At 50.6% G+C, this 23,948-nt stretch carries 21 protein-coding genes; 8 read left to right on the top strand and 13 right to left on the bottom strand.

Features of this window, described 5'->3' with window-relative positions:
- Positions 1–34 precede the first annotated feature (34 nt).
- Positions 35–763 carry a glycosyltransferase family 2 protein gene (locus BM040_RS20240; RefSeq protein WP_092105389.1) on the top strand — a complete coding sequence of 243 codons (729 nt, stop codon included), beginning with the start codon at positions 35–37 and terminating at the stop codon, positions 761–763.
- Here the strand turns inward: BM040_RS20240 and BM040_RS20235 are convergent, their stop codons facing one another.
- The 8 genes from BM040_RS20235 to mutY form a co-directional block, all read right to left on the bottom strand.
- Positions 764–2,218 (bottom strand): hypothetical protein, encoded by a 1,455-nt coding sequence (locus tag BM040_RS20235; protein ID WP_092105388.1) that lies wholly within the window; start codon positions 2,216–2,218, stop codon positions 764–766.
- A gap of 131 nt (positions 2,219–2,349) precedes the next feature.
- The gene (locus tag BM040_RS20230) at positions 2,350–2,784 is read right to left on the bottom strand and encodes a hypothetical protein (protein WP_139217860.1); all 435 of its coding nucleotides are present in this window, start codon (positions 2,782–2,784) and stop codon (positions 2,350–2,352) included.
- Positions 2,785–2,925: 141 nt separating this feature from the next.
- The gene (locus BM040_RS20225) at positions 2,926–3,357 is read right to left on the bottom strand and encodes a hypothetical protein (RefSeq protein ID WP_139217859.1); all 432 of its coding nucleotides are present in this window, start codon (positions 3,355–3,357) and stop codon (positions 2,926–2,928) included.
- Positions 3,358–3,568: 211 nt separating this feature from the next.
- Positions 3,569–5,668 (bottom strand): ATP-dependent DNA helicase RecG, encoded by a 2,100-nt coding sequence (gene recG / locus BM040_RS20220; RefSeq protein ID WP_092105410.1) that lies wholly within the window; start codon positions 5,666–5,668, stop codon positions 3,569–3,571.
- Between the two features lie 800 nt (positions 5,669–6,468).
- Positions 6,469–7,035, bottom strand: coding sequence for a gliding motility lipoprotein GldD (gene gldD / locus BM040_RS20215; protein WP_092105382.1), 567 nt, complete (start codon positions 7,033–7,035; stop codon positions 6,469–6,471).
- A 13-nt stretch (positions 7,036–7,048) separates the two neighbouring features.
- Positions 7,049–8,419 carry a gliding motility-associated protein GldE gene (gldE, locus tag BM040_RS20210; RefSeq protein WP_245756316.1) on the bottom strand — a complete coding sequence of 457 codons (1,371 nt, stop codon included), beginning with the start codon at positions 8,417–8,419 and terminating at the stop codon, positions 7,049–7,051.
- A 26-nt stretch (positions 8,420–8,445) separates the two neighbouring features.
- Positions 8,446–8,922, bottom strand: coding sequence for a single-stranded DNA-binding protein (locus tag BM040_RS20205; protein ID WP_092105380.1), 477 nt, complete (start codon positions 8,920–8,922; stop codon positions 8,446–8,448).
- A gap of 113 nt (positions 8,923–9,035) precedes the next feature.
- Positions 9,036–10,127, bottom strand: a complete 1,092-nt coding sequence (mutY, locus tag BM040_RS20200; RefSeq protein ID WP_092105378.1) for an A/G-specific adenine glycosylase — start codon at positions 10,125–10,127, stop codon at positions 9,036–9,038.
- Positions 10,128–10,449: 322 nt separating this feature from the next.
- On the opposite strand from mutY, the gene BM040_RS20195 reads away from it, so the two are divergent.
- The 3 genes from BM040_RS20195 (at position 10,450) to BM040_RS20185 (ending at position 13,507) form a co-directional block, all read left to right on the top strand.
- Positions 10,450–10,755, top strand: a complete 306-nt coding sequence (locus tag BM040_RS20195) for an HU family DNA-binding protein (RefSeq protein WP_092105376.1) — start codon at positions 10,450–10,452, stop codon at positions 10,753–10,755.
- 62 nt (positions 10,756–10,817) lie between these two features.
- Positions 10,818–11,681, top strand: coding sequence for a tetratricopeptide repeat protein (locus tag BM040_RS20190; protein ID WP_092105374.1), 864 nt, complete (start codon positions 10,818–10,820; stop codon positions 11,679–11,681).
- A 227-nt stretch (positions 11,682–11,908) separates the two neighbouring features.
- Positions 11,909–13,507, top strand: coding sequence for an Rne/Rng family ribonuclease (locus BM040_RS20185; protein WP_092105372.1), 1,599 nt, complete (start codon positions 11,909–11,911; stop codon positions 13,505–13,507).
- A gap of 79 nt (positions 13,508–13,586) precedes the next feature.
- Here the strand turns inward: BM040_RS20185 and BM040_RS20180 are convergent, their stop codons facing one another.
- Complete coding sequence (locus BM040_RS20180; RefSeq protein ID WP_092105370.1) at positions 13,587–14,258, bottom strand: porin family protein; 672 nt, start codon at positions 14,256–14,258, stop codon at positions 13,587–13,589.
- Between the two features lie 75 nt (positions 14,259–14,333).
- Between BM040_RS20180 and gldB the strand changes: the two genes are divergently transcribed.
- The 4 genes from gldB (at position 14,334) to BM040_RS20160 (ending at position 20,365) form a co-directional block, all read left to right on the top strand.
- Complete coding sequence (gldB, locus tag BM040_RS20175; protein ID WP_092105368.1) at positions 14,334–15,338, top strand: gliding motility lipoprotein GldB; 1,005 nt, start codon at positions 14,334–14,336, stop codon at positions 15,336–15,338.
- Positions 15,339–15,433: 95 nt separating this feature from the next.
- Entirely contained in the window at positions 15,434–16,648 is a 1,215-nt protein-coding gene (locus BM040_RS20170; protein WP_092105366.1) for a glycosyltransferase family 4 protein, read from the top strand.
- 164 nt (positions 16,649–16,812) lie between these two features.
- Positions 16,813–17,313, top strand: coding sequence for a DUF4890 domain-containing protein (locus BM040_RS20165; RefSeq protein ID WP_092105364.1), 501 nt, complete (start codon positions 16,813–16,815; stop codon positions 17,311–17,313).
- A 262-nt stretch (positions 17,314–17,575) separates the two neighbouring features.
- Positions 17,576–20,365: an outer membrane beta-barrel protein gene (locus BM040_RS20160; RefSeq protein ID WP_092105362.1), complete on the top strand. Its 2,790-nt coding sequence runs from the start codon at positions 17,576–17,578 to the stop codon at positions 20,363–20,365.
- Between the two features lie 213 nt (positions 20,366–20,578).
- On the opposite strand, the gene nth is transcribed toward BM040_RS20160, so the two are convergent.
- The 4 genes from nth to BM040_RS20135 form a co-directional block, all read right to left on the bottom strand.
- The gene (gene nth / locus BM040_RS20155; RefSeq protein ID WP_092105360.1) at positions 20,579–21,262 is read right to left on the bottom strand and encodes an endonuclease III; all 684 of its coding nucleotides are present in this window, start codon (positions 21,260–21,262) and stop codon (positions 20,579–20,581) included.
- Positions 21,263–21,487: 225 nt separating this feature from the next.
- Positions 21,488–22,090 carry an RNA polymerase sigma factor gene (locus BM040_RS20145; protein ID WP_092105356.1) on the bottom strand — a complete coding sequence of 201 codons (603 nt, stop codon included), beginning with the start codon at positions 22,088–22,090 and terminating at the stop codon, positions 21,488–21,490.
- A 543-nt stretch (positions 22,091–22,633) separates the two neighbouring features.
- Positions 22,634–23,026 carry a group III truncated hemoglobin gene (locus BM040_RS20140; RefSeq protein WP_092105354.1) on the bottom strand — a complete coding sequence of 131 codons (393 nt, stop codon included), beginning with the start codon at positions 23,024–23,026 and terminating at the stop codon, positions 22,634–22,636.
- Positions 23,027–23,287: 261 nt separating this feature from the next.
- Entirely contained in the window at positions 23,288–23,626 is a 339-nt protein-coding gene (locus BM040_RS20135; protein ID WP_092105351.1) for a hypothetical protein, read from the bottom strand.
- Between the last annotated feature and the right edge of the window lie 322 nt (positions 23,627–23,948).

The following is a 23,948-nucleotide window of genomic DNA, read 5'->3' as shown; positions in this document are numbered from 1 at the left end:
TTAGAGAAACAGCAACTTGGTACAAAACAGAACTATGAAGGTGACTTGCCTTATACCTTGCTATAACGAACGGGAGCGCATCGGACAGGTGCTGCGCATCATGATGGGTACAAAGCATATTGCCCAGGTAATTTGCGTGGATGATGGCTCAGAAGACGGTACCGCCGATTACATACAGCATAACTGGCCAAGGGTGGAGGTAGTACGGCTGCCGCAGAACGTGGGTAAAACCGAGGCCATCCGGCAAGGACTCCGGCAGGTAAAGTATGAGACCCTGCTGATGATGGATGCTGACCTGCAGGACTTGCGGAGGTATGAGTTGGAAGCTGCCCTGGAAGCATATCGGAAGTATACTTCTGTGGATATGATTATCCTGCGCCGCATCAACTCGCCCTGGTTTGTAAAGTGGTACCGCAGCGACGTGCTTTTGTCCGGCGAGCGTATCCTGAAAACAGCCGATTTAAGGCAGGTGCTGAACCAAAAGCTGAAGAGCTACCAGCTGGAGGTGGCCATCAACCGCTACATGCTGCGCCACAAAAAAGTAGTTCGCTGGATGCCCTGGTCGGCCATGAACACCTATAAAGTGGATAAGCTGGGCGTGCTGGACGGCTCCCGCAAGGAGTTTAAGATGTATGTGGATATCGTGAACTACGTGGGCTTTTCGCACATGCTGCTGCAGCTTACTTCCTTTACCCGGCGCATGCGCAAAAAACAGGAAAGCGAGTCGCTCCGGACCCGCTTTCTGCAGCAGTTAAAGCTGTAACTACCGTATCTCGATGCGGGTGAGCTGAAGCTTGTCGGCTTTCTTGCCGCCCCGCAGCACCGTCACAATGTCCTTGCCAGCCAGCCAGGTGGTATAATCCTTTACATAAGCCAGCTTTTTATCGTTCGGGATATTAAGGCGAAGGCCTTGTGGGGCGGTGGCGCTGCCGTTGTTGGTATTTAGCTGGCGCAAGTATAAATCATACTTTCCGTCAAGCTCCTCCAGCGTGAGCAGGCTAAGCGTGTTGCCGCTAAGGTAGGAGCTGTAGGAAATGCTGGTAAAACCTTCGGAGGCCGGGGCCTGCTGCTGCTTCATCAGCACCGAGTTCCAGTCAAAGGTCATGTACTCGTCGTAGGCGAACAGGTGCAGCTCTTTGGCAAAGTATGGCGCGCCCTCGCCGCCCTCGGTATACTTCTTTTCGGCAAGTATAAGCAGCTGCCGCTCCGGCGTCAGAATCAGGTCAGTCAGGTAGATGTCCTGCAAGGTGTTGCTCTTGTTCGTCTTATCCAGCGCGTTTACCTTCTGCACATATTCCGGCGTGAACATGTACTCCTCGGCAAAGCGCATGTCCTCGTTCTCGAAGTCATACTGCACGGCCTTCAGGCTATAGTAGCCACCGCTTTTCTCGTTGGCCGTCAGCACGGCGCCATACATTTGTCCGTTCGGCATCAGCTCGAAGCGCGTGTCGCGGATGTATACTTTCTGGCCACCAAACACGCCGCCCACCAGCACCGACATTACCCTAACCTCTCTGCTACCCGGCTTGTACTGCCGCACGCTCAGGCGGTTCATCTGGTCTGAAATCAGGTTCACGTACTGCTCGCCGCCGTTACCTACCTGTATGTCGGCCGTCAGGATGCCGCGCAAATCGCTCAGGTCATACTTCACGTCTTGCTGCTTTTGCAGGCTGCCGTTGTAGAGCGTGCCGCTGATGCTTTGTATCTGGAAGCTGTTATCGGTATGGAAGCGGTAGGCCAGCACCTGCGTACCGTCGGCAGACACCGCCACGCCCGCCCTGCGGCCTTTGGCCGGAGCCTCCAGCAGCTGTACCGGCTGCTCCGCTTTGCCCGTTTTTAAGTTGATGCGGTGGGCGTGGAGTAGCTGGTTTTGACCATTCTGCCGGTGCGTTACTACTAGTGCCGCCTCCTGTCCGGCCGTAAACTTATCCACTTCCTCGCCCGCTGCCATGGGTATCTCCGCCGCCCAAAGCTTTTTCAGGTCTGCGTTATACTTCTCCACAGTATACTTGCCATCGCCCTGGCGGTTTAAAAGTATAAACTCGTTCTGCCCCACTGGTATGGATTTGTGCGGCAGGCGCTGGTTGTAATGGTCAGCCTCGGGATTGGGTTGGTAGTTAAAATCTACCACTGCCCTGATTCTGGATTGGGCAAGTATAGCCTGCGGCAGGCAGAGCAGGCACAGAAGTATAAGCGAAAGAGTAAACTGCTTTTTCACGGGTGAATTAGTTTGTAATAAGGTTGAAACGGAGGTGTGGGGTGTTTGTTGCGGGCGTTGCGCTCGTGTGGTTGAAGCACGGTGGGAAGCAAGGTTGAGGTTATACCCTTTTAACGGCTTCATTTCTCATCTTACATGAACCAGATGTATACCGTCATTTCTTTTTTATCCGAGTCAATGATAGTAAGAGTATAGTCTCTCGGGTCATCATCATCTATTTTAAGTTGGTAATACCCATTCTCCGCATCAGCGATTGCTTCTGGTATGAAGAGTTCATAAGATTTCTCCAGAATAGGCAAAGCATGATATTTTTGTTCGGATGCTTGCTTCAAAATGTCACTTAGCTGCTTGTCTGTAAGTTTTGCTTTGACATGTGTTGTACCATCTCCGTTAAGCGCCCAGTCGTCTTGCAGCATCTCAAACTTTATACCTTCTGAGATTTTAAGACCGCTCACAAGTCTTACTACTTTTATAGGAGTTCGCGGAGGAAAAGAATCAGGGTAAAGCACATAACTTGTAAGCAGCAGAATTCCAATAAAGATTAATGTATTGTATCTCTTTCTCATTCTTAATCACGAGTTACTGGCAACTGCTTGTACATGAGGTGAGCAAGGCGTAGCCGCAGCCTTATACATGTGCTTTGTTGGCGTTTCGGTGTTTTTAATTTTTCTATTCCCCTATTTCCTGAATCCTGCCCCACCGCCTATTTACATCTTCAAAGTAATAATCACGACAATAAATACAATATAAGCACCAAAGACATAAGACCATGATAAGGCCTCAGTTAACTTATCCTCTGTATACTTGTCTTTAAAACCGTTATATATCTCCAAGTATCTATTCCCACCGGTAAACCACATCCAATTAAGTGCTACAAAAGAAGTGCAGAAAAGAAGAGAATACTTTCCATCAAATTCTGGCATTTCTCCATTGACAAGAAAGTAAGTCAAGGCAGTAATAATAAACAGATACAGTAGACTCGACACCCCCACTATTCCAGAAGCAGTCAACCAAGGGATGTCATTTTTATGCCTACCGTTTTTATAGTAGCGCTTAAATACGTGGAAGAATATCAGATTATACCAAGTCACTTTTATTGCGTGCAGTTCGTAGTTCTTTAAAGTTCTATCATAGAACACAATTAGTTAGTTACAACCACGTTTGTTAGTAATTATTACATGCCTACAGTCTATGGCAGCCGGATAAGCGTAACTGTGCTTCCTAATACACTGCTCTTCGCTCACACAAAGTATAAACAGCTGCAATATTACCTTTTACCTATTGTTTCGCGTGGAACCAAAGTATAAAAGGGCCTAACTTTCTAACCTTCTAACTTTTTAACTTTCAAACTCAGCTGATTCTGCTCCAATTGATTGTATTGGCGCTCAGCGATTGGATATGACGCCGGATGTTGGCGTTTTCGGGCTTTTCTAGTTGCGGGTCCTGGTGCAGCACGCGTTGGGCGGCGGCGCGGGCCTCCTGAAGTATAGGCGCGTCCTTGGAGAGGTCGGCGATGAGCAGGTCGAGCACGCCGCTCTGCTGGGTTCCCATTAAATCGCCCGGGCCACGCAGTTTCAGGTCGATGTCGGCAATCTCGAAGCCGTTGTTGGTGCGCACCATCGTTTCAAGGCGGGTTTTGCTGTCTTTGCTCAGCTTGTAGCCCGTCATCAGGATGCAGTAGCTTTGCTCGGCACCCCGGCCCACGCGACCGCGCAACTGGTGCAACTGCGACAAGCCGAACCGCTCGGCACTTTCAATAATCATCACAGAAGCATTCGGCACGTTCACACCCACCTCGATTACGGTGGTGGCTACCATAATCTGCGTTTCATTCTTTACGAAGCGCTGCATCTCGTAGTCCTTGTCCTGCGGCTTCAGTTTGCCGTGCACCATACTTACCTGGTACTCCGGGAAAGCGCGTTTTATACTTTCATAGCCGTCCATCAGGTCCTTGTAGTTCTCCATCTGCTCCGACTCCTCGATGAGCGGGTACACGATGTATACCTGGCGGCCCAGCTTTATCTGGTCGCGCACAAACTGAAACACGCGCAGGCGGTGCGAGTCGAAACGATGGACGGTTACAATCTCTTTTCGACCGGCTGGCAGCTCGTCAATCACTGATACATCCAGGTCGCCGTACAAGGTCATGGCCAGGGTGCGGGGGATAGGAGTGGCTGTCATCACGAGCACGTGCGGGATGATGCGCGGGTTTTTGCGCCACAGTTTGGAGCGCTGCTCCACGCCAAAGCGGTGCTGCTCGTCCACGATGCACAGGCCCAGGTTCTGGAACTGCACCACGTCCTCCAGCAGCGCATGCGTGCCCACAATCATCTTCATGTCGCCGGAGCGCAGCTGCTCGTGCAGTACCTTTCGCTCACTGGCCTTGGTAGAGCCGGTCAGTTTGCCCAGGTTAATGCCCAGGCGGTCGGCAAAGGCTTTCAGGCCCACGTAATGCTGGTCGGCCAAGATCTCGGTAGGCGCCATCAGCACCGATTGCGCCCCGTTGTCTGCGGCAATGAGCATGGTGATGAAGGCCACGATGGTCTTGCCCGAGCCCACGTCGCCCTGCAGCAGGCGGTTCATCTGTTTGCCCGCCGTCAGGTCCGCATAGATTTCCTTCACCACTCGCTTCTGCGCGTTGGTCAAATCGAAGGTCATGTGGTTTTTGTAGAACTCGTTGAGGGTGGGCACCTGGTTAAACACCTGCCCCTTTAGGTCAGCTTTGCGCACCACCTTCTGGCGGAACAGGCGCAGCTGTATGTAAAAAAGCTCCTCAAACTTCAGCCTGAACTTAGCCGCGTTATACTTCTCCACCGTCTCCGGGAAGTGGATGTTGGTATAAGCACTGCGCTTGTCCATCAGCTTATAAGTATCAATCAGCTCCGGCGACAGCGACTCCTGCACCTGCGGCAGGGCCACCTTCAGTAAATGCTCCATCATCTTGGCGAGCACCTTGCTATCGATGCGGTGGGCTTTGAGCTTTTCGGTGGTGTTGTAGACCGGCTGCAGGAAAGAGGTCGTTTGCTTCTCTTCGGCCAGTTCCTCCAGCTCCGGATGGGCCATGCTGAACCTGCCGTTGAACTCGGTCGGCTTGCCAAACACGATGTAGTCGGTATGGTTCTTCAGCGTTTTCTCCATCCACTTCACGCCCTTAAACCACACCAGCTCCAGTTGGTCGCCGTTTTCATCTACCAGCGTAGCGGCCAGCCGCTGCTTACGGCCTTCGCCAATTACTTCTTTTCCCCGGATGCGGCCACGCACCTGCACGTAGGGCATGCTCTCGTCTAGTTCCGAAACTTTGTAGAACTGGGTGCGGTCGAGGTAGCGGAAAGGGTAGTGCTGGATTAGGTCGCCATAGGTGAAGATGCTGAGTTCTTTCTGCAACAGCTCCGCCCGCATGGGGCCCACGCCTTTCAGGAATTCTATTTTGGTGTTGAAGAAATTGCTCACAGTCATTGGCTTGCTATCGGGTGAATGTATGGCAAGTATAAAGTACAAAAATAAGCAAAAGCCCCGACAGGTGTAAATGCTGAGGGGCTTTATACTTTATTGTTAGTCTGGATCAGGATTTTCAGGATTAAAGGATTAGCAGGATTTAATACTTGGGCTGTACTCTAACTTATCTGACGCAAGCGTCCGCTTGTGCCTTCCTTGAGCCACTGCTTCCCGCAACTTGACATAGGCTATACTTGCTAGCCTCCGTTCATCCTCTAGTTCCCACCAGCGGCTCGTTTCATTTCCTACTTGGCTCCCTCCCAGGCCGGGAGGCCTCGCCTTCGGGCATCGCGCTGCTTTCGCTTCCTGCCCTCGTGCCTCGGGCTGCCTCACTGACGTTCGTCACCGGAACCTCTCGAGGCGCTCAACCCAAAGGTTGGGATAAAGTCGATAGCCACTTTTTTGTCATCTCGACCTTTGGGAGAGATCTGGTTAGAATTTCAGATAGATCTCTCACAGCTACGCTGGCTCTCTTCGGCTCTCGCCTCAAGAGTGTTCGAGATGATAGGGGAAGGAGTAAGTATAATTCCCCTCTTGGGAGGGGCTGGGGTGGGTTTATACTTTGTAGGGACAGGGCGCAGCCTGTCCGCGCAAGAACTGATGCTACGGTGCTTATACTTTGGCACCAGTAACTACAAATTCCCCGCCTTAGACAAGGAGGGGCCAGGGGTGGTTGGAGCCGGTACTACAAACAAAAAGCCGCTGCATGTATACTTGCAACGGCTTTTATACTTTCTATCCTATCAAATAAACACCTACATCTCCTTCCACTCCAGCGTATTCAGCAAATGAATGATATCCTTCTTTACAAACTCAATTACTGGGGCGAGGGAGTCGTTTTGGGTGGCGGTGCGGAAGTATAAAGCGCCGCGCAGGAAGTTGTCTGTTGAGTCGGTTACGTAAAACTGGAACTGGCTGGGAACCTCGCCCTCCAGCTCAAACACAGAGGCTATATCACCGGAAGGCGTTTTAATTTCTGCCTCCTCGATAGCGTAAGCCTTTATCTGGTGCTTGGAGGTAAGTTTGCGGGCATCCTCCACTAGGTCGTTCAGCTTCTTATCATCGTTCTCCAGCTTCTTGTAAGTTAGTTGCACGTTGGCGCCCAGGCTGGGATAGATGATGTTGATCCAATGTGGCTCGGCTATCCCGGAAGAGTCCGGGCGGATTTTGGCGTGCTTGGAGTACTCGAACGTATAAGGGTGCGCTTCCCGCAGTTGCTGGTAAGTATGGGAGGGCAGATCGATGCGGTTATAGCCTTTCGGTTTTGGGGTATACTCCGTGCCGCTGCAGGCTACTATACCAGCGGCCAGGGCCGCCCACATAAATGCCTTCAGGCTACCCAACTTTATGATACTGCTCTTTCTTGCTTGCGACATTTATCTTTACTCTTTTTACGCGCTTCGTGTCCGCCGACTCTACCGTAAAGTGGAAACGGCCATAGGCTGTTGCCTCCCCAGCCCTCGGAATCCCGGAGAATAAGGTGAGCATCAGGCCGGCCACTGTCTCGTTTGCGCCCTTTACCTCGTCAAAGGCATCGAAGGGAACTTCTGTTATCTTACAGAAATCGTGCAGCGAGGTCTTGCCGTCAAAGATAAAGGTATTTTCGTCGAGTTGGGAGTAAATGATATCATCATCGTCGTCAAACTCATCGTTGATCTCTCCCACAATCTCCTCCACAATGTCCTCCAGGGTAAGCAGGCCAACTGTGGCGCCATACTCATTTATCACGATGGCCATGTGCACATGCTTTTCCTTGAAATCCTGGAAAAGATCGGCAATGCGCCTGTTCTCCGGCACAAAAAACGGAGGACGCACCAGCTGCTGCCAGTCAAAGTCCGGGCCCTTGCCCAGGTGCGGCAACAGGTCCTTCACGTAAAGGATGCCTTCTATGTGGTCGGTGCTTTCGGAATATACCGGTACGCGTGAGTAGCCCCATTTTACTATTTCCGGCATCAGTTCCGGAAAGGTCATGGAGGTATTAAAGGCTACAATATCGATGCGCGGGCGCATGATCTGTTTTACCGAGATAGACCCGAAGTTTACCACCCCGCGCAGGATCTTGCGCTCCTCCGGCGAGGTATCCGCTTTAGTCAGGGCCACATCCAGGCTATGGTGCAGCTCCTCAATGGTATGCGTATACCCCCGGAGCATATACTTGCGCTCCACAAGCTCATTGATAGAGATAAGGAGCCATGAGAAAGGCTGGATAAGGAACTGCAGCCTGTCGAGCACACTTGCCATACTTCGGGCCAGCGGCATGCGGTGCCGCTGCACGTATACTTTCGGCAGCACCTCCCCGCAAAAAACCAGGAAGAAAGTAGCAAACAGCAGGCATACTGCCAGCGAGCCGGCCGATAAGGTCATGGTGCCGAACACCTGCCAGGCCACGTAGGCAAACAGCGTGATGATGGCTACATTGATGCCATTGTTAAGTATAAGTATGGTGGTAAGAAGCTTGCGCGGGTCCTGCAGGAGGCGGTACACACGTTGCTCAGCGGGGTGCTTGCTTGTTTTGCACTGCTCTAGTTCCTGCTCCGAAAGAGAGAAAAATGCTGCCTCGGCACCTGAGGTCAGGGCCGAGAGCAGCAATAAGATCAGGCCGCCTGAAATGGCAACCAGGTATTCAATCCTGAGTTGAGTTAAAGAACTCTGTAAAAGTTGGAGTAAGCTGTAACTCAGGGGGTCTCCGGAATCTGTACTTTCCAAGATTGTTTTGTTTAGTTAAACATAGGTTAGAACGGCAAGTCGTCCGGCTCGTCGCTCTGGAAGCCGCCGGCCGGGCTGCCGCCCTTGTTGGCTGTGGCGCCACCGCTGTAATTCCCGCCGCTTGCAGCAGCGGAAGAGCCCTGGTAGTCGCCGCCTCCGTTATTATCGCCACCGCGGCCACCAAGCATGGTCATGTTGTCGGCCACGATTTCGGTGTTGTAGCGCTGCACGCCTTCTTTATCCTGATAGCTGTTGGTGCGGATTTTGCCTTCGATAAAAACAGAGTTGCCTTTACGCAGGTATTTCTCTGCTACTTCGGCAAGGCCTCGCCATACCACGATGTTATGCCACTCGGTGCGCTCCTGTCTCTGCCCGTTCTTGTCTTTAAACGTTTCAGAGGTTGCAATTGGGAAGCGGGCAACGGCCACGCCACCTTCTAAATGACGTACTTCAGGGTCTTTGCCCAGATTTCCGATCAAAATTACTTTGTTTACACTTGCCATGTCTTTTTTTGTCTAAATATTAAATTGAATTGGGCTACTCCAGCAACCAAGCTGGAGGCAAATATGGCTTTTACTGAACCTCTTAATGCTTTTGTTTAAAGAAAAGTTTCAGCCTATAAATATACTAAAATCTTAGCATCCTGCAAATAACTATTGATTAAAACTGGCTTCGGCAAAGCATCTATTTCTCCAACGTTATAAGCGGCTAATCTTGTTTCCTGGAGCACCTCATCTTTTAGCGAATCCTTGAGTTTTATACGGTAAAAACGCGCCGTTATTTTCTGGTGGCTCAGGATATGTTTGTAATCTTTTGCCGGTGGCTGCAGCAGGGCCGCCTGCACCGGAATGCCCGCCTCCTGCAGCTCGCGCAGCAGCTGCTCCATGGGCAGGTCTTTGTTCTCGCTCTCGTAGAGGTAAAAATCATAAAGCCCCTGCCAGATGTCGCCCTCAAGCCGCTTACGGAGGTAGTAGGTGCCGTTGAGCTCGAACACGATGTAGTGGAAAAAACGCGGCCGCGCCGCCTTGGCCTTTGATTTTACCGGCAGCTCCTGCACCATGCCGTGGTTAAAGGCAAAACAGCTTTGCTGCAGCGGGCAGAACATGCAATCAGGCATGAGCGGAGTACATTGTATGGCTCCAAACTCCATAATGGCCTGGTTGTAGGTATCGGGCTCCTGGGCAGGCACCAGTTCATCGGCCAGTTTCTGGAACACCTTCCGCGACGCAGGGGCCGCAATATCCTCCGTAATGCCAAATACGCGCGCCAACACCCGGAACACGTTGCCGTCCAGCACCGCCACCCGCTCCTGAAAGGCAAAGGCCGCAATGGCCGCCGCCGTGTAGCTCCCCACGCCCTTCAGCTTCAGCAACTCCTCATACTTGTCCGGAAACCGGCCACCGTGCTTTTCCACTACTAACTGGGCCGTGTGGTGCATGTTGCGAGCCCGGGAGTAATAACCAAGTCCCTGCCACAGCCGCAGCACCTCATCCTGCGGGGCGGCGGCCAAATCGTGTACGGTAGGGTAGGCGGCCACAAAGCGCTCATAGTAGGGTAATCCCTGCGCTACCCGCGTCTGCTGCAGAATCACTTCGGAGAGCCAGATAAAGTATGGATTTTTCGTGTCGCGCCAGGGCAGGGAACGTTTGTGCCTGCTGTACCAGTTAGTTAGAGTCGGCGCGAAAGAAGGGTTTGGAGCGGGTTGCATAAATTGTACAGTTTAGGTTCTGCAAAACAAACAGCGTAAGGTATTGTTTGCTCTTTGGGCAGGCGCAAGGTAAGTGGCAGACGTTAAAATATAAACAGTTAAGGCGCGTTAGGGAAGGGTGAATGCGGCAGGCAAGTTGTAGAATCGAAGGGCAGCTTTATAGGAGGCAGGAGGTTAATAGTTAATAATTTAGCGCTAAATCTTTTGCAATTCGAAAAGTAAAACTACCTTTGTGCCCCGAATTTCATCGTTCTGCGGAACCGCCTGATTTTCCAAAGATTAGAAAGTTAACATATTATTAATATTCTAAAAATTTAAGAAAGTGACTAAAGCAGAAGTAATATCAGAGATTGCTGATAAGACAGGGATTGATAAGGCAGATGTTCAGTCTACAATCGAGGCTTTCTTCAAGGTTGTGAAGGACTCTATGGCTGATGGTAACAACATCTATGTGAGAGGTTTTGGTAGCTTTGTGAATAAGAAGCGTGCGAAGAAAGTAGCTCGTAACATTTCTAAAAACACATCTATCATCATCGACGAGCATTTTATTCCAAGCTTCAAGCCGTCTAAGACCTTTATCCAGAAGATCAAGAACAGCAAAAAGATTCAGGAGCTAGCGCATTCTTAATTTTTTGTATCTTTGCTGAACGAACTTTATTTTCAGTAACATATTAACGTAGCGTAAAAAGAATGAAACGGTCTCAGGTATTGATAGTTGTTGTAGCCATCGCTCTGGTGGCCGTTTTATTCTTTTTGCCTAAGGTTGTTGTTAACAACGAAGATCAGGATAACTTAGCCAAAACTGAAGAAAGCAGCGGTTTACCGGAGGGCCACTCAGAAGACGATGGCCACGACCACGGGGCCGGTGAAGATGCAGTTAAAGCACACAGGGTTGCCACACCAGAGCAACTGATGGCGCTGACAACTGCGCGTTCTAAGTATAACAAAGCTACCGACGAGCAGACACGTAGCCTGGTGGCTGTGGAGCTTGCCGAAGCCTACTCCAACGCTGCCAGGTATGACAGCGCTGGGTACTACTACGAAATTGCTGCCAACGCCCGTGGAGGTGAGAAAAGCTTCAAGAGAGCCGGAGACGCCTACTATGAGGCTTTTACCTTTGCCGCCACTCAGGAGCGCGCCAGCGAGCTGGGAGCCAAGGCCCGCAACATGTATGAGCAGGTGCTGAAGAACAACCCTTCGGACAACGACGCCAAAACAAATGTGGCCATGACCTACATTGCCACTTCTAACCCAATGCAGGGTATCACCATGCTGCGCGAGGTGATTGTGGCGGATCCGAATAACCAGAAGGCTTTGTTCAACCTGGGCATCCTGTCCATACAGTCTAACCAGTACGACAAGGCGGTGGGCCATTTCGAGAAGCTGGTGTCGGTTAACCCGAAACACGTGGAAGGAACCTTCTACCTGGCGGTGTCGTTGGCTGAGACGGGCGAAACTGAAAGAGCCAAGGAGCTGTTTAACAAGGTGAAAGGCATGAGCAACGACCCAGCTTTGAATACCTCTGTGGACGAGTACCTGGCCAGACTGCAGTAAATGCTTTAAAAGTAACTGAAGAAATCATTTATAAAACCAAACCTACAAGAATATGCCTTGCGGAAAGAAAAGAAAAAGACATAAAATCGCTACGCACAAGAGAAAGAAGCGCCTGAGAAAAAACAGACATAAGAAGAAGTAATTTCTTCCGCGTTCAAGAGGGCCCACTTTACGCAAGTTAAAGTGGGCTTTGGTCTTATACATCCAACATAACCATTTGAGAGAAATTGAGCAACGAGCTAATCATCAATTCTACTCAGGATGGGGATCGCATTGCGCTTTTACAGGACAAACGATTAGTTGAATATCACTTCGAGTCGAAAGACACGGACTACATTGTAGGTGATATTTTTCTGGGCACTGTAAAAAAGGTAATGCCTGGACTGAACGCCGCTTTTATTGATATCGGTTACCAGAAGGATGCATTTCTGCACTACCATGACCTGGGAGCCAACATCAAAACACTGAACAAGTATGTAAAAGCGGCGCAAACACAGAAGAACGCAACACCCAAGCTAAACCAGGCAAAGTTTGAGCCTGAGATAGACAAACTCGGCAAAATAGCTGATGTGCTCAAAAAAGGGCAGCAGCTGTTGGTGCAGATCGTAAAAGAGCCTATCTCAACCAAAGGACCACGCTTATCCTGTGAGCTTTCTCTTGCCGGCCGTTACCTGGTGCTCGTACCGTTCTCAAACACGGTAAGCGTATCCAAGAAAATTGTCAGTAAGGAGGAACGCACCCGACTGAAACGCCTGATCACGAGTATCAAGCCGGAGAACTTCGGTGTGATTATACGTACAGTGGCAGAAGGCCGCGATGTGGCAGAGCTCGACAGAGACCTGCGCAACATGTTAGCAAATTGGGAAGAGGGCTTTAAAACCCTCAGAATAGCGAAGCCAAACGACAAGATCATTGGCGAGCTCAATCGTTCTTCCTCCATCTTGAGGGATTTACTAAACGAGAGCTTTGACAACATAGTGGTGGATAACACCCAGCTCTATGATGAGATCAAAGCCTATGTGCAAAGTATAGCGCCGGAAAGGGTTAAGATCCTGAAGCACTATACTGGCAAAACCAAGACCTTTGAACACTTCCACATCGAGAAACAGCTAAAGGCTGCTTTCGGCAAAACCGTGACGATACCAGGGGGCGGATACCTGGTGATAGAGCACACCGAGGCGCTGCATGTAATCGATGTGAACAGTGGGAACAAATCCAATACCGAAACCGATCAGGAGGCAACCGCACTGCACGTAAACATGATGGCCGCCAAAGAAGTGGCCCGTCAGCTGCGCCTCCGGGATATAGGTGGTATCATTGTAGTGGACTTCATCGATATGAAGTCGCCCGAAAACCGCCAGAAAGTATACGAGGTGGTGAAGGAGGAAATGAAGCGCGACCGCTCCAAGTCCACCATCCTTCCAATCTCGAAATTCGGCCTGATGCAGATCACCAGACAGCGCGTGAGGCCCGAGCAAAACATTGTAACCGGTGAGGTTTGCCCTACCTGCGGCGGCACCGGTAAAACATCTGCCAGTATACTGGTAACAGACGAAATTGACGCAGCGGTAGACGACCTGCTGACAAGCCACAACCATAAGAGTCTGGAAATATACCTACACCCGTTCGTGCATGCCTACTATACCAAAGGCTTGTTCTCACGGCAGGTGAAATGGTTCTTTAAGTACTTCAGGTGGGTAAGCCTGATCAAAGATACTTCCCTGGGCATCATGGAGTTTAAAGTGATGGACAGCAGGGGTGAAGAAATAGAACTACGCTCCGCCTTCAATGATATGAACGGCGTGCAGGACAAAGATGAAGAGTAAGCCTTGGCTTACGGGCACAAAAAAGCCGCTGCTAGTAAATAGCAGCGGCTTTTTTGTATTTTAGGTAAAGTATGGCAGGCTAGAACTTCAGGCCAAAGTCAACCGACACACCGTTGTTTTTCACGGAGATGTTCTTGTCGCTGAGCTTCTTCTTGTAATGGTCGTCGATATTGGTCAGGCCGCGGTGGTAGGTGAGGCCCCCGAAGATTTTCGTGCTCTGGCCCAGCTCAAACTCCACGCCGCCGCCAAGTATGGCATCCGTCTCGAAAATGTTGAAGCGCTTGATTACCTTATTCCCGTCTATTACCTTTTTGTTGTTTACCTGTGCGGCAACCTTGGTATTAAGCGCGCCACCCACCTGGAAGTATAAAATCGTGCCTGGGGCCACCTCGTTGGTAAAGAGCTTCAGCGTTATCGGGAGCTGGATATACTGTATGGAGATGTCGTCCTTGCCGCTGATGCGCTCTGTGGAACCGTCGCCAAGCTCACGGGTGTAGTTGTAAGAAATCTCGGAGCCCTTGCTGCGGTACATCAAACCGGTGCTGAAAGCATAGTTCTGGGCAAAGAAGTAATCTACTACCACGCCCACGCCAAGGCGCAGCTTGTTGTTCTCCTTCTCCAGGTTATACCTGTCCTCGGCCACAAAGCGGTTGCCAGAAATAGTAGGCGAGAGCTGCAGGCCAATCTCAACCTGTGCCATCGATGTGAACCCAACGCACAAAAACAGCATTAACAGTGTGATTTTCTTCATTAGCTTAGCTTTTATTATACTTTACGTTACCCTATTACAAAGTAACCCCTATTTTTGCGTAAAGATACAAAAACAATGTATTACAGATTACTTATACTTGCCATACTTGTGTTTGCCTTTGGCTGCGGCAAAAAGGGTTGCGAGCTACCCAAGGAGATAGCGCAAATCCCGATGGATGTGCAGATTGAGCGGCTGGAAAAACCATTCTTCGAGGCCAAAACAAAGGCCCAGATGGCAGGCTTTATCCAGGCCCATCCATACTTTGCAGAGCAGTACCTGCAGCGAAGCGAGTACCCTTCCGACTCTGCCTTCATAAACCCGCTGCATGGCCTGGCCACCAACCCGGAGCTGGACTCGCTGGCACAGCAGGCCATGCAAACCTTCGGCGACATGCAGCAGGAAGAGCAGCTGCTGGCGGATGCTTTCCGGGTGATAAAGTATAACTACCCCGATTTCAGGGCGCCGCAGGTGAAGACCTTTGTGACGGGTTTGGGCACGCTGGGCAACGACTTATACGTGTCAGACAGCCTGATCGTGTTCGGCATCGATTACTTTATCGGGGAAAAGGCAAAATACCGCCCGCAGGCTTACGAGTATATCCTGAAGCGCTATGAGCCGGAGAAGATGGTGCCGGCGGCCATGCTGCTGCTCTCCAACCGCTTTAACAGAACCAACTTTAAGGATCGTAACCTGCTTTCGGAAATGATTGGGATGGGGAAAGCCTATTATTTCGTAAAGTCGGTGCTGCCGTGCGTGCCGGACTCTTCCATCATTTCCTACACCGATAAGCAGATAGCGGATGTAAACTACAACGAAGGCCGCATCTGGGCGCATTTTGTGGAGAAGGAACTGCTGTTCGAGAAAACGCCTTTTGTGGTGAACAAATACATTGGCGAGCGCCCTAACACCCCTGAAATAGACGCTACTGCCCCCGGTCGTATTGGAACATGGGTTGGCTGGCAGATTGTACGCAAATACATGGAGCGTAACCCTAAGGTAATCTTGCCGGAACTAATGGCAGAGACGGACTACCGCAAGATTTTCGAGGAATCAAAGTATAAACCGGAAAGAAGGCGGTAGCTTTAGCGGTTACGTGGCTGAGTTGTTGACTGTGCGGAGAATCTACTTAGATAGCGTTTCAACAATTTAGCGAAGCAACAATTTAACAATCAAGAATGCACATTGCCCTCCTGAACCAGCACCACCACAACCCGGACTGCCCTGCTACGTGCCGCCACTACACGTTTATGCAGGAGCTGGTGCACAGGCATAAGCTAAGCCTGGTAACAAGCGATGGCTGGAGGAAGACCAGGGTAACCTACAATCATTTCTGGGTGCCGGAGGGAGTGGAGCTGCATGAGTGCCTGGCGCCATACTCGAACAAAATGGGGGTGCGCAAGCGCCTCAAAGCCTTTGCCGGATTTGCGGGGAGCGCCTTTAAGAAAACCATGCAGCTGCAGAAGCCTGATGTGCTATGGGCAGTGTCTACCCCGCTCAGCACGCCTTGGGTGGCGGCGCAGGTGTCCAGGTTGCGCGGTGTGCCGTGGGTTTTTGAGGTGCAGGATCTTTGGCCAAGCTTCCCGATACAGATGGGGGCGGTGCAGAACAGCTGGCTGCAGCAGCGCCTCTATACCATGGAGCAAAGCCTTTACGAGAGCGCCAGCCACATTATCACCCTTTCCCCGGACATGACGGCGTACGTAGCCAGCTTGGGCATCCCGAAGGAGAAAATCACAACCAACTACAATGGCACCGACCTGGATTTAGTAGATGCTGTGCAGGAGCAGGAGGTGGAACAGCTGCGGCAAAAGTATAACCTGCACGGAAAGCGGGTGGTGCTTTATGCCGGCACCTTCGGGCGGGCCAACAGCATGCCCACGCTCATGCAGACGATCCAAAATATGGCCTCAGACCCAAGTATAACGTTCATGTTTACAGGCAACGGGTACTATGAGCCACAACTTAAGGAGCTGGCTGCGCAGACGCCTAACCTGCTGTTACTGTCGCCACAGCCACGCCCCGATGTGTTCAGGCTCTTTAAGCTGGCCGATGTTTCTTTAGTGCCTTTTAACGACCTGCCGGTACTGGCCAGCAATTCGCCCGCCAAGTTCTACGACAGCCTTGCCTGCGGCACGCCTGTTATCGTCACCAACCCCGGCTGGACCAAAGCCTTTGTAGAAAAGTATGGCTGTGGCTGGTACTCGCCTGCCGAGCAACCGGAGCTACTTGCGCAGACACTGCGCGAAGTGCTGGCTGATCCGCAGCAACTGCAAACTGCCTCAGCCAACGGCGCTTCCATAGCCCGCCAACTCTTCGATCGCCAGCAACTGGTACTGCAGGTAGAGGAGGTGCTGGAGAAGGCGGTGAAGGACGCTGTTCAGTATTACTAGACTCTTCTGTTTTACCTGCTTATAATCAGTTGATTATGAATTTTTGAATTTTCGCTGCTGCTGTTCTACAGAAAGTGGCACAGCATTTGGTAATGTAGAGGTAGCAAACACACCGGGCCCGGGCTTTGCTGTTAATCTATCCAATCCCATAAAAGCAGAAGAAGATGAGAAAGAACATATTGATGCTGGCATTAAGTGTGCTGGTAGCAGGAAGCGCTGTGGCACCCGCAGTAGCACAAGGCCCTGAAATGCAGCGGCAGGAAGTACGGGTTAAAAAATACAAAGACGATCGCAAGCGAAAATCTCCTGAGGAAAGGGCAAAGCTGAGGGCGGAACGCATGACCAAAGAGCTGGACCTTAACAAGTCGCAGGCCCGGAAGGTGGAGGCGCTATACCTGAAAGAAGCGAAAGAGCGTGAATCGAAGCGGGGCGATTTTAGGAAAGGCGACAGGAAAAGCGCCGAGTCTCGTGAGGCCATGCGTAACGAGATGATGGCAGCCCACCAGCGCCACAACGAAGAGCTGAAAGATATCCTCAACAAGAAGCAGTACGCCAAGTATGAGGAGATGCAGGCGCAGAAACGCGAGCAAATGAAAGCCAGACACCACGAGAAAGGCGGAAAGGGCAAACGCGGCTACCATGAGAGAGACAGGTCGCAGTCCTAAGAAGTATATCCAGTAAAAGAGGCAAGCCGGTTAAGCTTGCCTCTTTTTTTGTTCTTTCGCTAAGGCTGTTGTTCCTGCGTCCATACTTGCAGTGCCCTTACTCGCTTGTAATTGTGTCTAGCTTTCAAAAGATTACATTTTGCGGTGCTTTATATTAGCTTTTACTTATATTGTAAAAGCACATGTCCTGTTTGCTCTCTAAATTCTACTGAATTTCCCGTGCAGGCAAGCAGTTACCCCTTCTACCTGACAAGCACTGCCTATGAAACTCCTCCTGATTTTCACGTTGCTGCTGCTCGTGCTGTACCCAGAGCACTCCTTCTCCCAAAGCCAGAAAGGCGAGCTAAAGGGCATACTCCTGGACGCGGAAACGAAAGAAGCGCTGCCCTATGCCGCAGTAGCGGTTTATACTGCCAGCGACACAGCGATGGTCACGTTTCGGATGAGCGATGAGAAAGGCGTATTCAGAGTGTCGGGGCTGCCCTTTGGCCGGGAGCTTAGGGCAGTGATTACGATGATGGGCTTTAAAGTATACCGCAAGGAGTTTATACTTTCGGCGGAGCAGCCCGTGCTGGACCTGGGCGAGCTAAAGATGGAACCAAGCTCCGAGCTGCTGAGCGAGGTGCTGGTGGTGGCCGAAACGCCGCCGGTGCTGGTGAGGAATGATACGCTGGAGTTTAACGCCTCCTCTTTTAAGACACTGCCCACCGCATTGGTAGAGGACCTGCTGAAAAAGCTGCCGGGGGTAGCGGTGGACGCGGCGGGTAACATTAGTGTGAATGGAAAAACGGTGCACAAGATACTGGTGGATGGGAAAGAGTTCTTCGGCAGTGACCCCACTATTGCCAGCCGCAACCTACCGGCCGATGTAATTGAGAAAGTACAGGTGATGAATGACCCAGAGGTAGTGCGACGGGACCCATACTTGCCCGAGAACGAAATCCCGCAGGTGGTAAACCTCACCTTCAAAAAAGGAGTCAAAAAGGGCATGTTCGGCAAAGTATATGGGGGTATCGGCACCGACAACCGGTATGAAGGCGGCGGCCTGATAAACACTTTCCGCGATACCACACAGCTAAGCCTGCTGGGTTACTCTAACAACCTGAACCGGCCGGGCTTTGGCATGGGCGATATGAGAAAGATAGGAGGGTTTGACCGGAGCGGGATGAACAGCGTTGCCATGTCGGGCAGCGGTTATGAGCTGAACGGAGTCTCCTTTGGCGGAATGGGGGAAGGGGTGCAGCAGTCATCCGGCGGAGGTGCAAACTTTAATACGGTCACCAAAAACGGCATCAAACTGAACCTGCAATACTTCTACGGAGGCATAGACGAAGAGGTAAGCCAACATGTAGATGCCAGGCAATCGTTAGGGCGCGATACCCTAATCACACGCCGCAGCCGGGACCAGAACAGCAGGAGCCATAAGCACCAGATAGGGGGTAAGCTGGAGTGGAAGCTGGACTCCCTTACGGAATTTTACTTCAGACCAAGCATATTGCTCGGCCAAAGCACTGCAAGACAGAAGGAGTTGACCAATACCTACCGGAATACCGGCAGAATGATAAATGAGGGAAATAATAACGAGCGTTTAGAGGGTGACACGGACAGCTTTGCCGGCACATATTCCTTAAGCCGCCTCTTCGCTAAGAAGGGTCGGGTGTTTAGTTTATTTGGCACCTATAAGTACGGCACCACACTTCAGGACAAGTATAACCTGGCCCTCAACCGCTTTTTTGAGCCACAGCCTCAAACAGCGGAGCTTAACCAGCTCCGGAACGAAGGCAGGGACAATCTGGGCGTCCGCAATACCCTTGCTTACATCGAGCCGCTTTCAAAGAACCTGGGTGCCGTTATCAGGCTGAACTCTCACTATTTTAAAGAAGATAACGCCGTAAGCACCTACGCCTATGATCCGGAAAACAACGATTATGATGTGCTGCTGGATGATTTTTCCACGCTTTTCGATCGGAAAGGCTGGCGAAACTATGTAACCACAGGCCTCAACTGGAAAAAGGGAAAGCTAACAATGGAGCCCGCAGTGGAGTTTATGTCGCTCAATATCAAGACCGCCTTCCGGGAAGGAAAACCCATTCTGCAGGACTACCTCTATGCCTTCCCATCGCTGCGCGTGCGCTGGAAAGAACTGAACTTAAGCTACTCATCCGCGCTACGTGAGCCGGGAGCTGCAGATATCCAGCCTGTGGTAGATAACGCTAACCCGCTGTTTATCCGGTATGGGGATCCGGCTCTGGCACCTACTGTCTCCCATACTTTTAACTTAAATTTCTATAAGTATGATTTCAACAAGTCGCTCAACTACAACCTCTTTGCCTACGGAAGTATAAACCGGGATGATATTACCAGAGAGCGGACAATCGGGCCTGACGGGGTGCAGACTTCCCGGCCTGTCAACACCGATGGGAACTGGCAGGTGAACGGAATGGCAAGGGTATCAAAGGAATTTAAGTATGATTCAGGCAGGCGGTTTTCGCTGGGAGCATCGGCTGGCGGGGGCTACCGTAAAATGCTGATCATCCTGAACGGGGTGCGGAGCTATGGGCAAATCGTCAATTTTAATCCTTCGGTAAACGCGGGGATAAACCTGAACGACAAGCTTGAGTTTTACCAGACGTTGCGGGTGAGCATGAATCGCAGCCGCTATGAGGAAGATGTATTCGATAGTTATAATACTCTGTTCAGAGCTGCCACTAGCCGCCTGGTACTTCGGGTGCCGAAGCGCGTGGTGTGGGAGGCGTACCTGGAGCAGTGGCACACTTCGGATGCCGTGCCTGGCTTGCAGGACAGTTACAGCAGGCTTACTGCCGCCGTTACCTTCCTGTTCCTGAAGGATGACCGGGCACAATTGAAGCTATCGGTATTCGACCTGCTGGACCAGAACATCAGCGCCAACCGCTTTATCCGCGAGAACATGATAGAGGATGTGCGGGCAACAGCACTAACCCGTTACGGCATGGTCACTTTCATCTACGATATCCGCAACTTTGGCGGCAAGGCAAGGAGCGAGAGCAGAAATACCCTCTTCCGGTTTTAGCAAGTATAAAGTATGGGGATAGTGCCAGATTGAAGTATAAAAGAATAGTCTCATGCTGAAAGAACCTGCTAGAATTTAAGCTTATGTGGCTACCCACAAGATCCTCTCAGGATGACAATAAAGTGTAAACGACTATTGCTCCGTACTTACCAAAGTATAAACTACAGGATACTACCCCATGCCGCTCATGATTTATACTTTATACTTCCACGCTTACACCCCGCCTAGCTTATTCTCCGGATCATCGGGGATGTTAGGGAAGTTCTTCTGAAAGAAGGCGCAGAAATGGGTAAGGGGGCACTCCTCGCACTTGGGCCGGCGGGCCAGGCAGATGTAGCGGCCATGAAGTATAAGCCAGTGGTGCGCTTTGGAGATAAGCTCCTGCGGGATGTTTGCCACCAGTTGCTTTTCCACCTCCAGCGGCGTTTTAGCGGTTTTGGTTACCAGGCCCAGGCGCTTGCTCACACGGAACACGTGCGTATCCACCGCCATAGCCGGCTGGTTCCAGATAACAGACACAATCACGTTGGCGGTCTTACGGCCCACGCCTGGCAGCTTTACCAGTTCCTCCACTGTGCTGGGTACTTCCCCGTTAAATTGCTCCACCAGCATCTTGCCCAAACCGGCCAGATGCTTTGCCTTGTTGTTGGGGTAAGAAATACTCTTGATCAGCGGAAAAACATCCTCGGGCGTAGCCATGGCGAGTGCCTCTGCCGTAGGGTAAGCCTCAAAAAGGGCAGGTGTTACCATGTTCACGCGCTTGTCTGTGCACTGGGCGCTAAGCACCACTGCCAGTATCAGCTCGTACGGGTTACTGTAGGCCAGTTCTGTCTCCGGCTCCGGAAAGTGTTGGGTAAAGTACTCTATCAGGAGCTTGTAACGTTCCTTCTTAAGCATAAAAAAAGTTTGCAATCTGGTTAGGACTGCAAACTTAAGCTTTTTGAGTAATTTAATATGTTTTGTACCGCGCGCTCATTGGGTGATTTCAGGGCACCGTCAAGCAGGTTCTGGAGCATAAGCAGGTCGGAGCAGCCCTCGGCTAGCTCTGAGTCTTGCAAAAACGCTGATTCCAGCTGTGCGCAGGCGTCGTCGGCCAACTCATCATAAACATACTGGATCAGTTCATTCTGTGTAGAGGTTTGTATCATACGCAATATTACTTTTCAGCATCTTTTTCCTGAGGTTTATCAGCGCATAGCGCATGCGCCCCAGGGCAGTGTTGATGCTCACACCGGTAGCGTCGGCGATTTCCTGGAAGCTCATTTCTGCATAATGACGCATCATGAGCACTTCCCGCTGCGCCTGTGGCAGCGTTTGGATTAGTTCGCGCAATCGGGCGTGTGTGTCCTCCTTTATCTGGCGGGACTCGATAGAGTCCTCCGCAAAAGACATGGTGTTGAACACGTTGCTGCCGTCTTCCAGCGTGATCACCGGGCTTCTCTTCTCTTTACGGAAATGGTCTATTGCCAGGTTATGTGCAATGCGGCAGATCCAGGAAGAGAACTTGCCTTCCTCGTTATAGCGTCCGCCCTTCATGGTATGGATGGCCTTGATAAACGCATCCTGCATGAGGTCCTCGGCCGTGTACGAGTCCTTTACGATCAATAAAATAGTTGTGTAGACTTTGTTTTTGTGCCTGTTTACAAGCTGTTCAAACGCACCTTCATTACCTGCGATGTAGAGCGATACTAATGCTGAGTCGCTCATCTGGGTAGTTGTATTCATCTTAAAGCTACATTAAGTTAACGTAGAGCTTTATATCATATTGTCGCGTTTACTTGTTTTAAACAGTTTTTTTCAGAAATGTAAATCAAATATATAGAACGCCTTTTGGATGTGCAAGCTTTGATGCCGGTAATAGACAAAAAAAGAAGTGGCCCTTATACTTGCCAATCCCCTAAAACGTTGCGCTTCAGACTTGTAAAGTTGTATATACGTAAGTAAAATGAAAGTTATAATGCGATGTGTTAAATTTTGTTTCCCACATATAGAAAAATGCTATCTTTTAAAGTGCAATTTGTTGGATGTGTGAGGCTTACAAAATAGAAGAAAAAACCTGGCGGGGCGATAGTGCATGCAGCTGGCGCAGGTAGCGGAGCAGAAAGTGACAATTATTGTGGGAATGAGCCTCTGCTTCGCAGACTTAACAGTTGAATTTACCTTCGGCAAAAGCGCCGCAACTATACCATAAAATACGGATGCAGAATAAGTATAAAAACAAAAGGCAGTAAGCCGGAGCCACTGCCTTAAAATTTGTGCTATGCAACGCTATTGCATCTCGGGCTCCTGGTCCAGGATGCTGAGCAGGCCCATGCGCATCTGGAAAATGCGGGCTATACTTTTGGCTTTATACTTGGCCTCCTCCGCCTTTACGCCCTCAAAAAGCTCTTCAATGGTTTGGGTAAAAAGTATAACCCAGCGCCCGAAGTGCTCCTGTTTGATGGGCAGGCGCGTGTGCTTCGGGAAAGGCTGGCCTTTGTAGGCCATACTTCCGAAAAGCAGCGAGCTCCAGAAGTTATACATCACCGGCAGGTGGTGCTGCCAGTTTACCTTTGCCACGTCATTAAATACAGGCGCCAATAACCCATCCTCGTTTACGTGGGCGTAAAAGGTGTCAACGAGCAGTTTTACGTCTTCCTCAGTCTCTATGTCTCTCTTCATCGTTGTTACTTTAGCAGCGCCCTCCTGTGGCAGACCGGCAGTAAATGCAGGGCTAATTGCCTTTAGCCGTTAAGTATGTTGTTGTTTAGTTGCCGTGTAGTAGGGCTATCCTGCAAGTATAGCAGGTGTGCTGCTGCAAAAAAATGACATGCATCATGTATGGCAGCGAGAGGGGAAAGAAAGGGCCGGAAATAAAAAATCCTTCGAAAGAGCTGAGGAATCTTGCGAAGGATAGTCTTTAAAAATGACAGGTGCCGGTTGCTATTTTCTGCTGTAGCCTTTCAGGCGGTTCAGGATAAGCAACAGGCGGCGGTTGATCTCGCGCTCCTCTAAGGGTTTGCATTGGGCCGAGATATCGCAGGGCTTGCGGAGTTTAGCCTCCACAGCCTTCAGGTGTTCCAGGTAACACTCCAGGGTGGTGCAGGAAACGTTTTTCAGCATATCTTCCTCGGCCTCGTTCTCCTTTTTATACTTCAGGTTGATGGCCTTGGCAATTTCAGCGTTGATTAGTTTCGTTACTGCGTCGTCAGTCGTGATTTCCTGCTGGTACACCTGCCGCTCAATGTTTTCTAGCAATTGTTTGATGTCCAGTACTTGCATGGATTGGTGTTAGTTAAGTTTTAAATGGGTTAATAAACGTCTTACTGTACTGAAGGCGTTTGCCTTGCAGCCAAGCGTTAGCTCGAGAAATTATACTTTACAAATTCCAGGCACGAGCCATTCTTACAACAGGTAGGTCGTGCGGTTGTTTCTGTGGGCTTTTTTTGCTGGCCAGAGGCGCCTTCGGGGAGCAAAGCCCGGAACTGAAAATAGGTAAATGTTTATACTTTTTTCAGAAACCATAGTTGCATAATCGGGCCTGTTTTTAGTAAGAATTTTGGATATGCCTAATACAGAGGTGGTACGGCGGTTTCAGCAGAAA

This window comes from Pontibacter chinhatensis, from assembly GCF_900113285.1.
Classification (GTDB): Bacteria; Bacteroidota; Bacteroidia; order Cytophagales; family Hymenobacteraceae; genus Pontibacter; species Pontibacter chinhatensis.
Note: the sequence above shows the minus strand (reverse complement) of the source record. Positions and strands in the feature narration are given on the sequence as shown.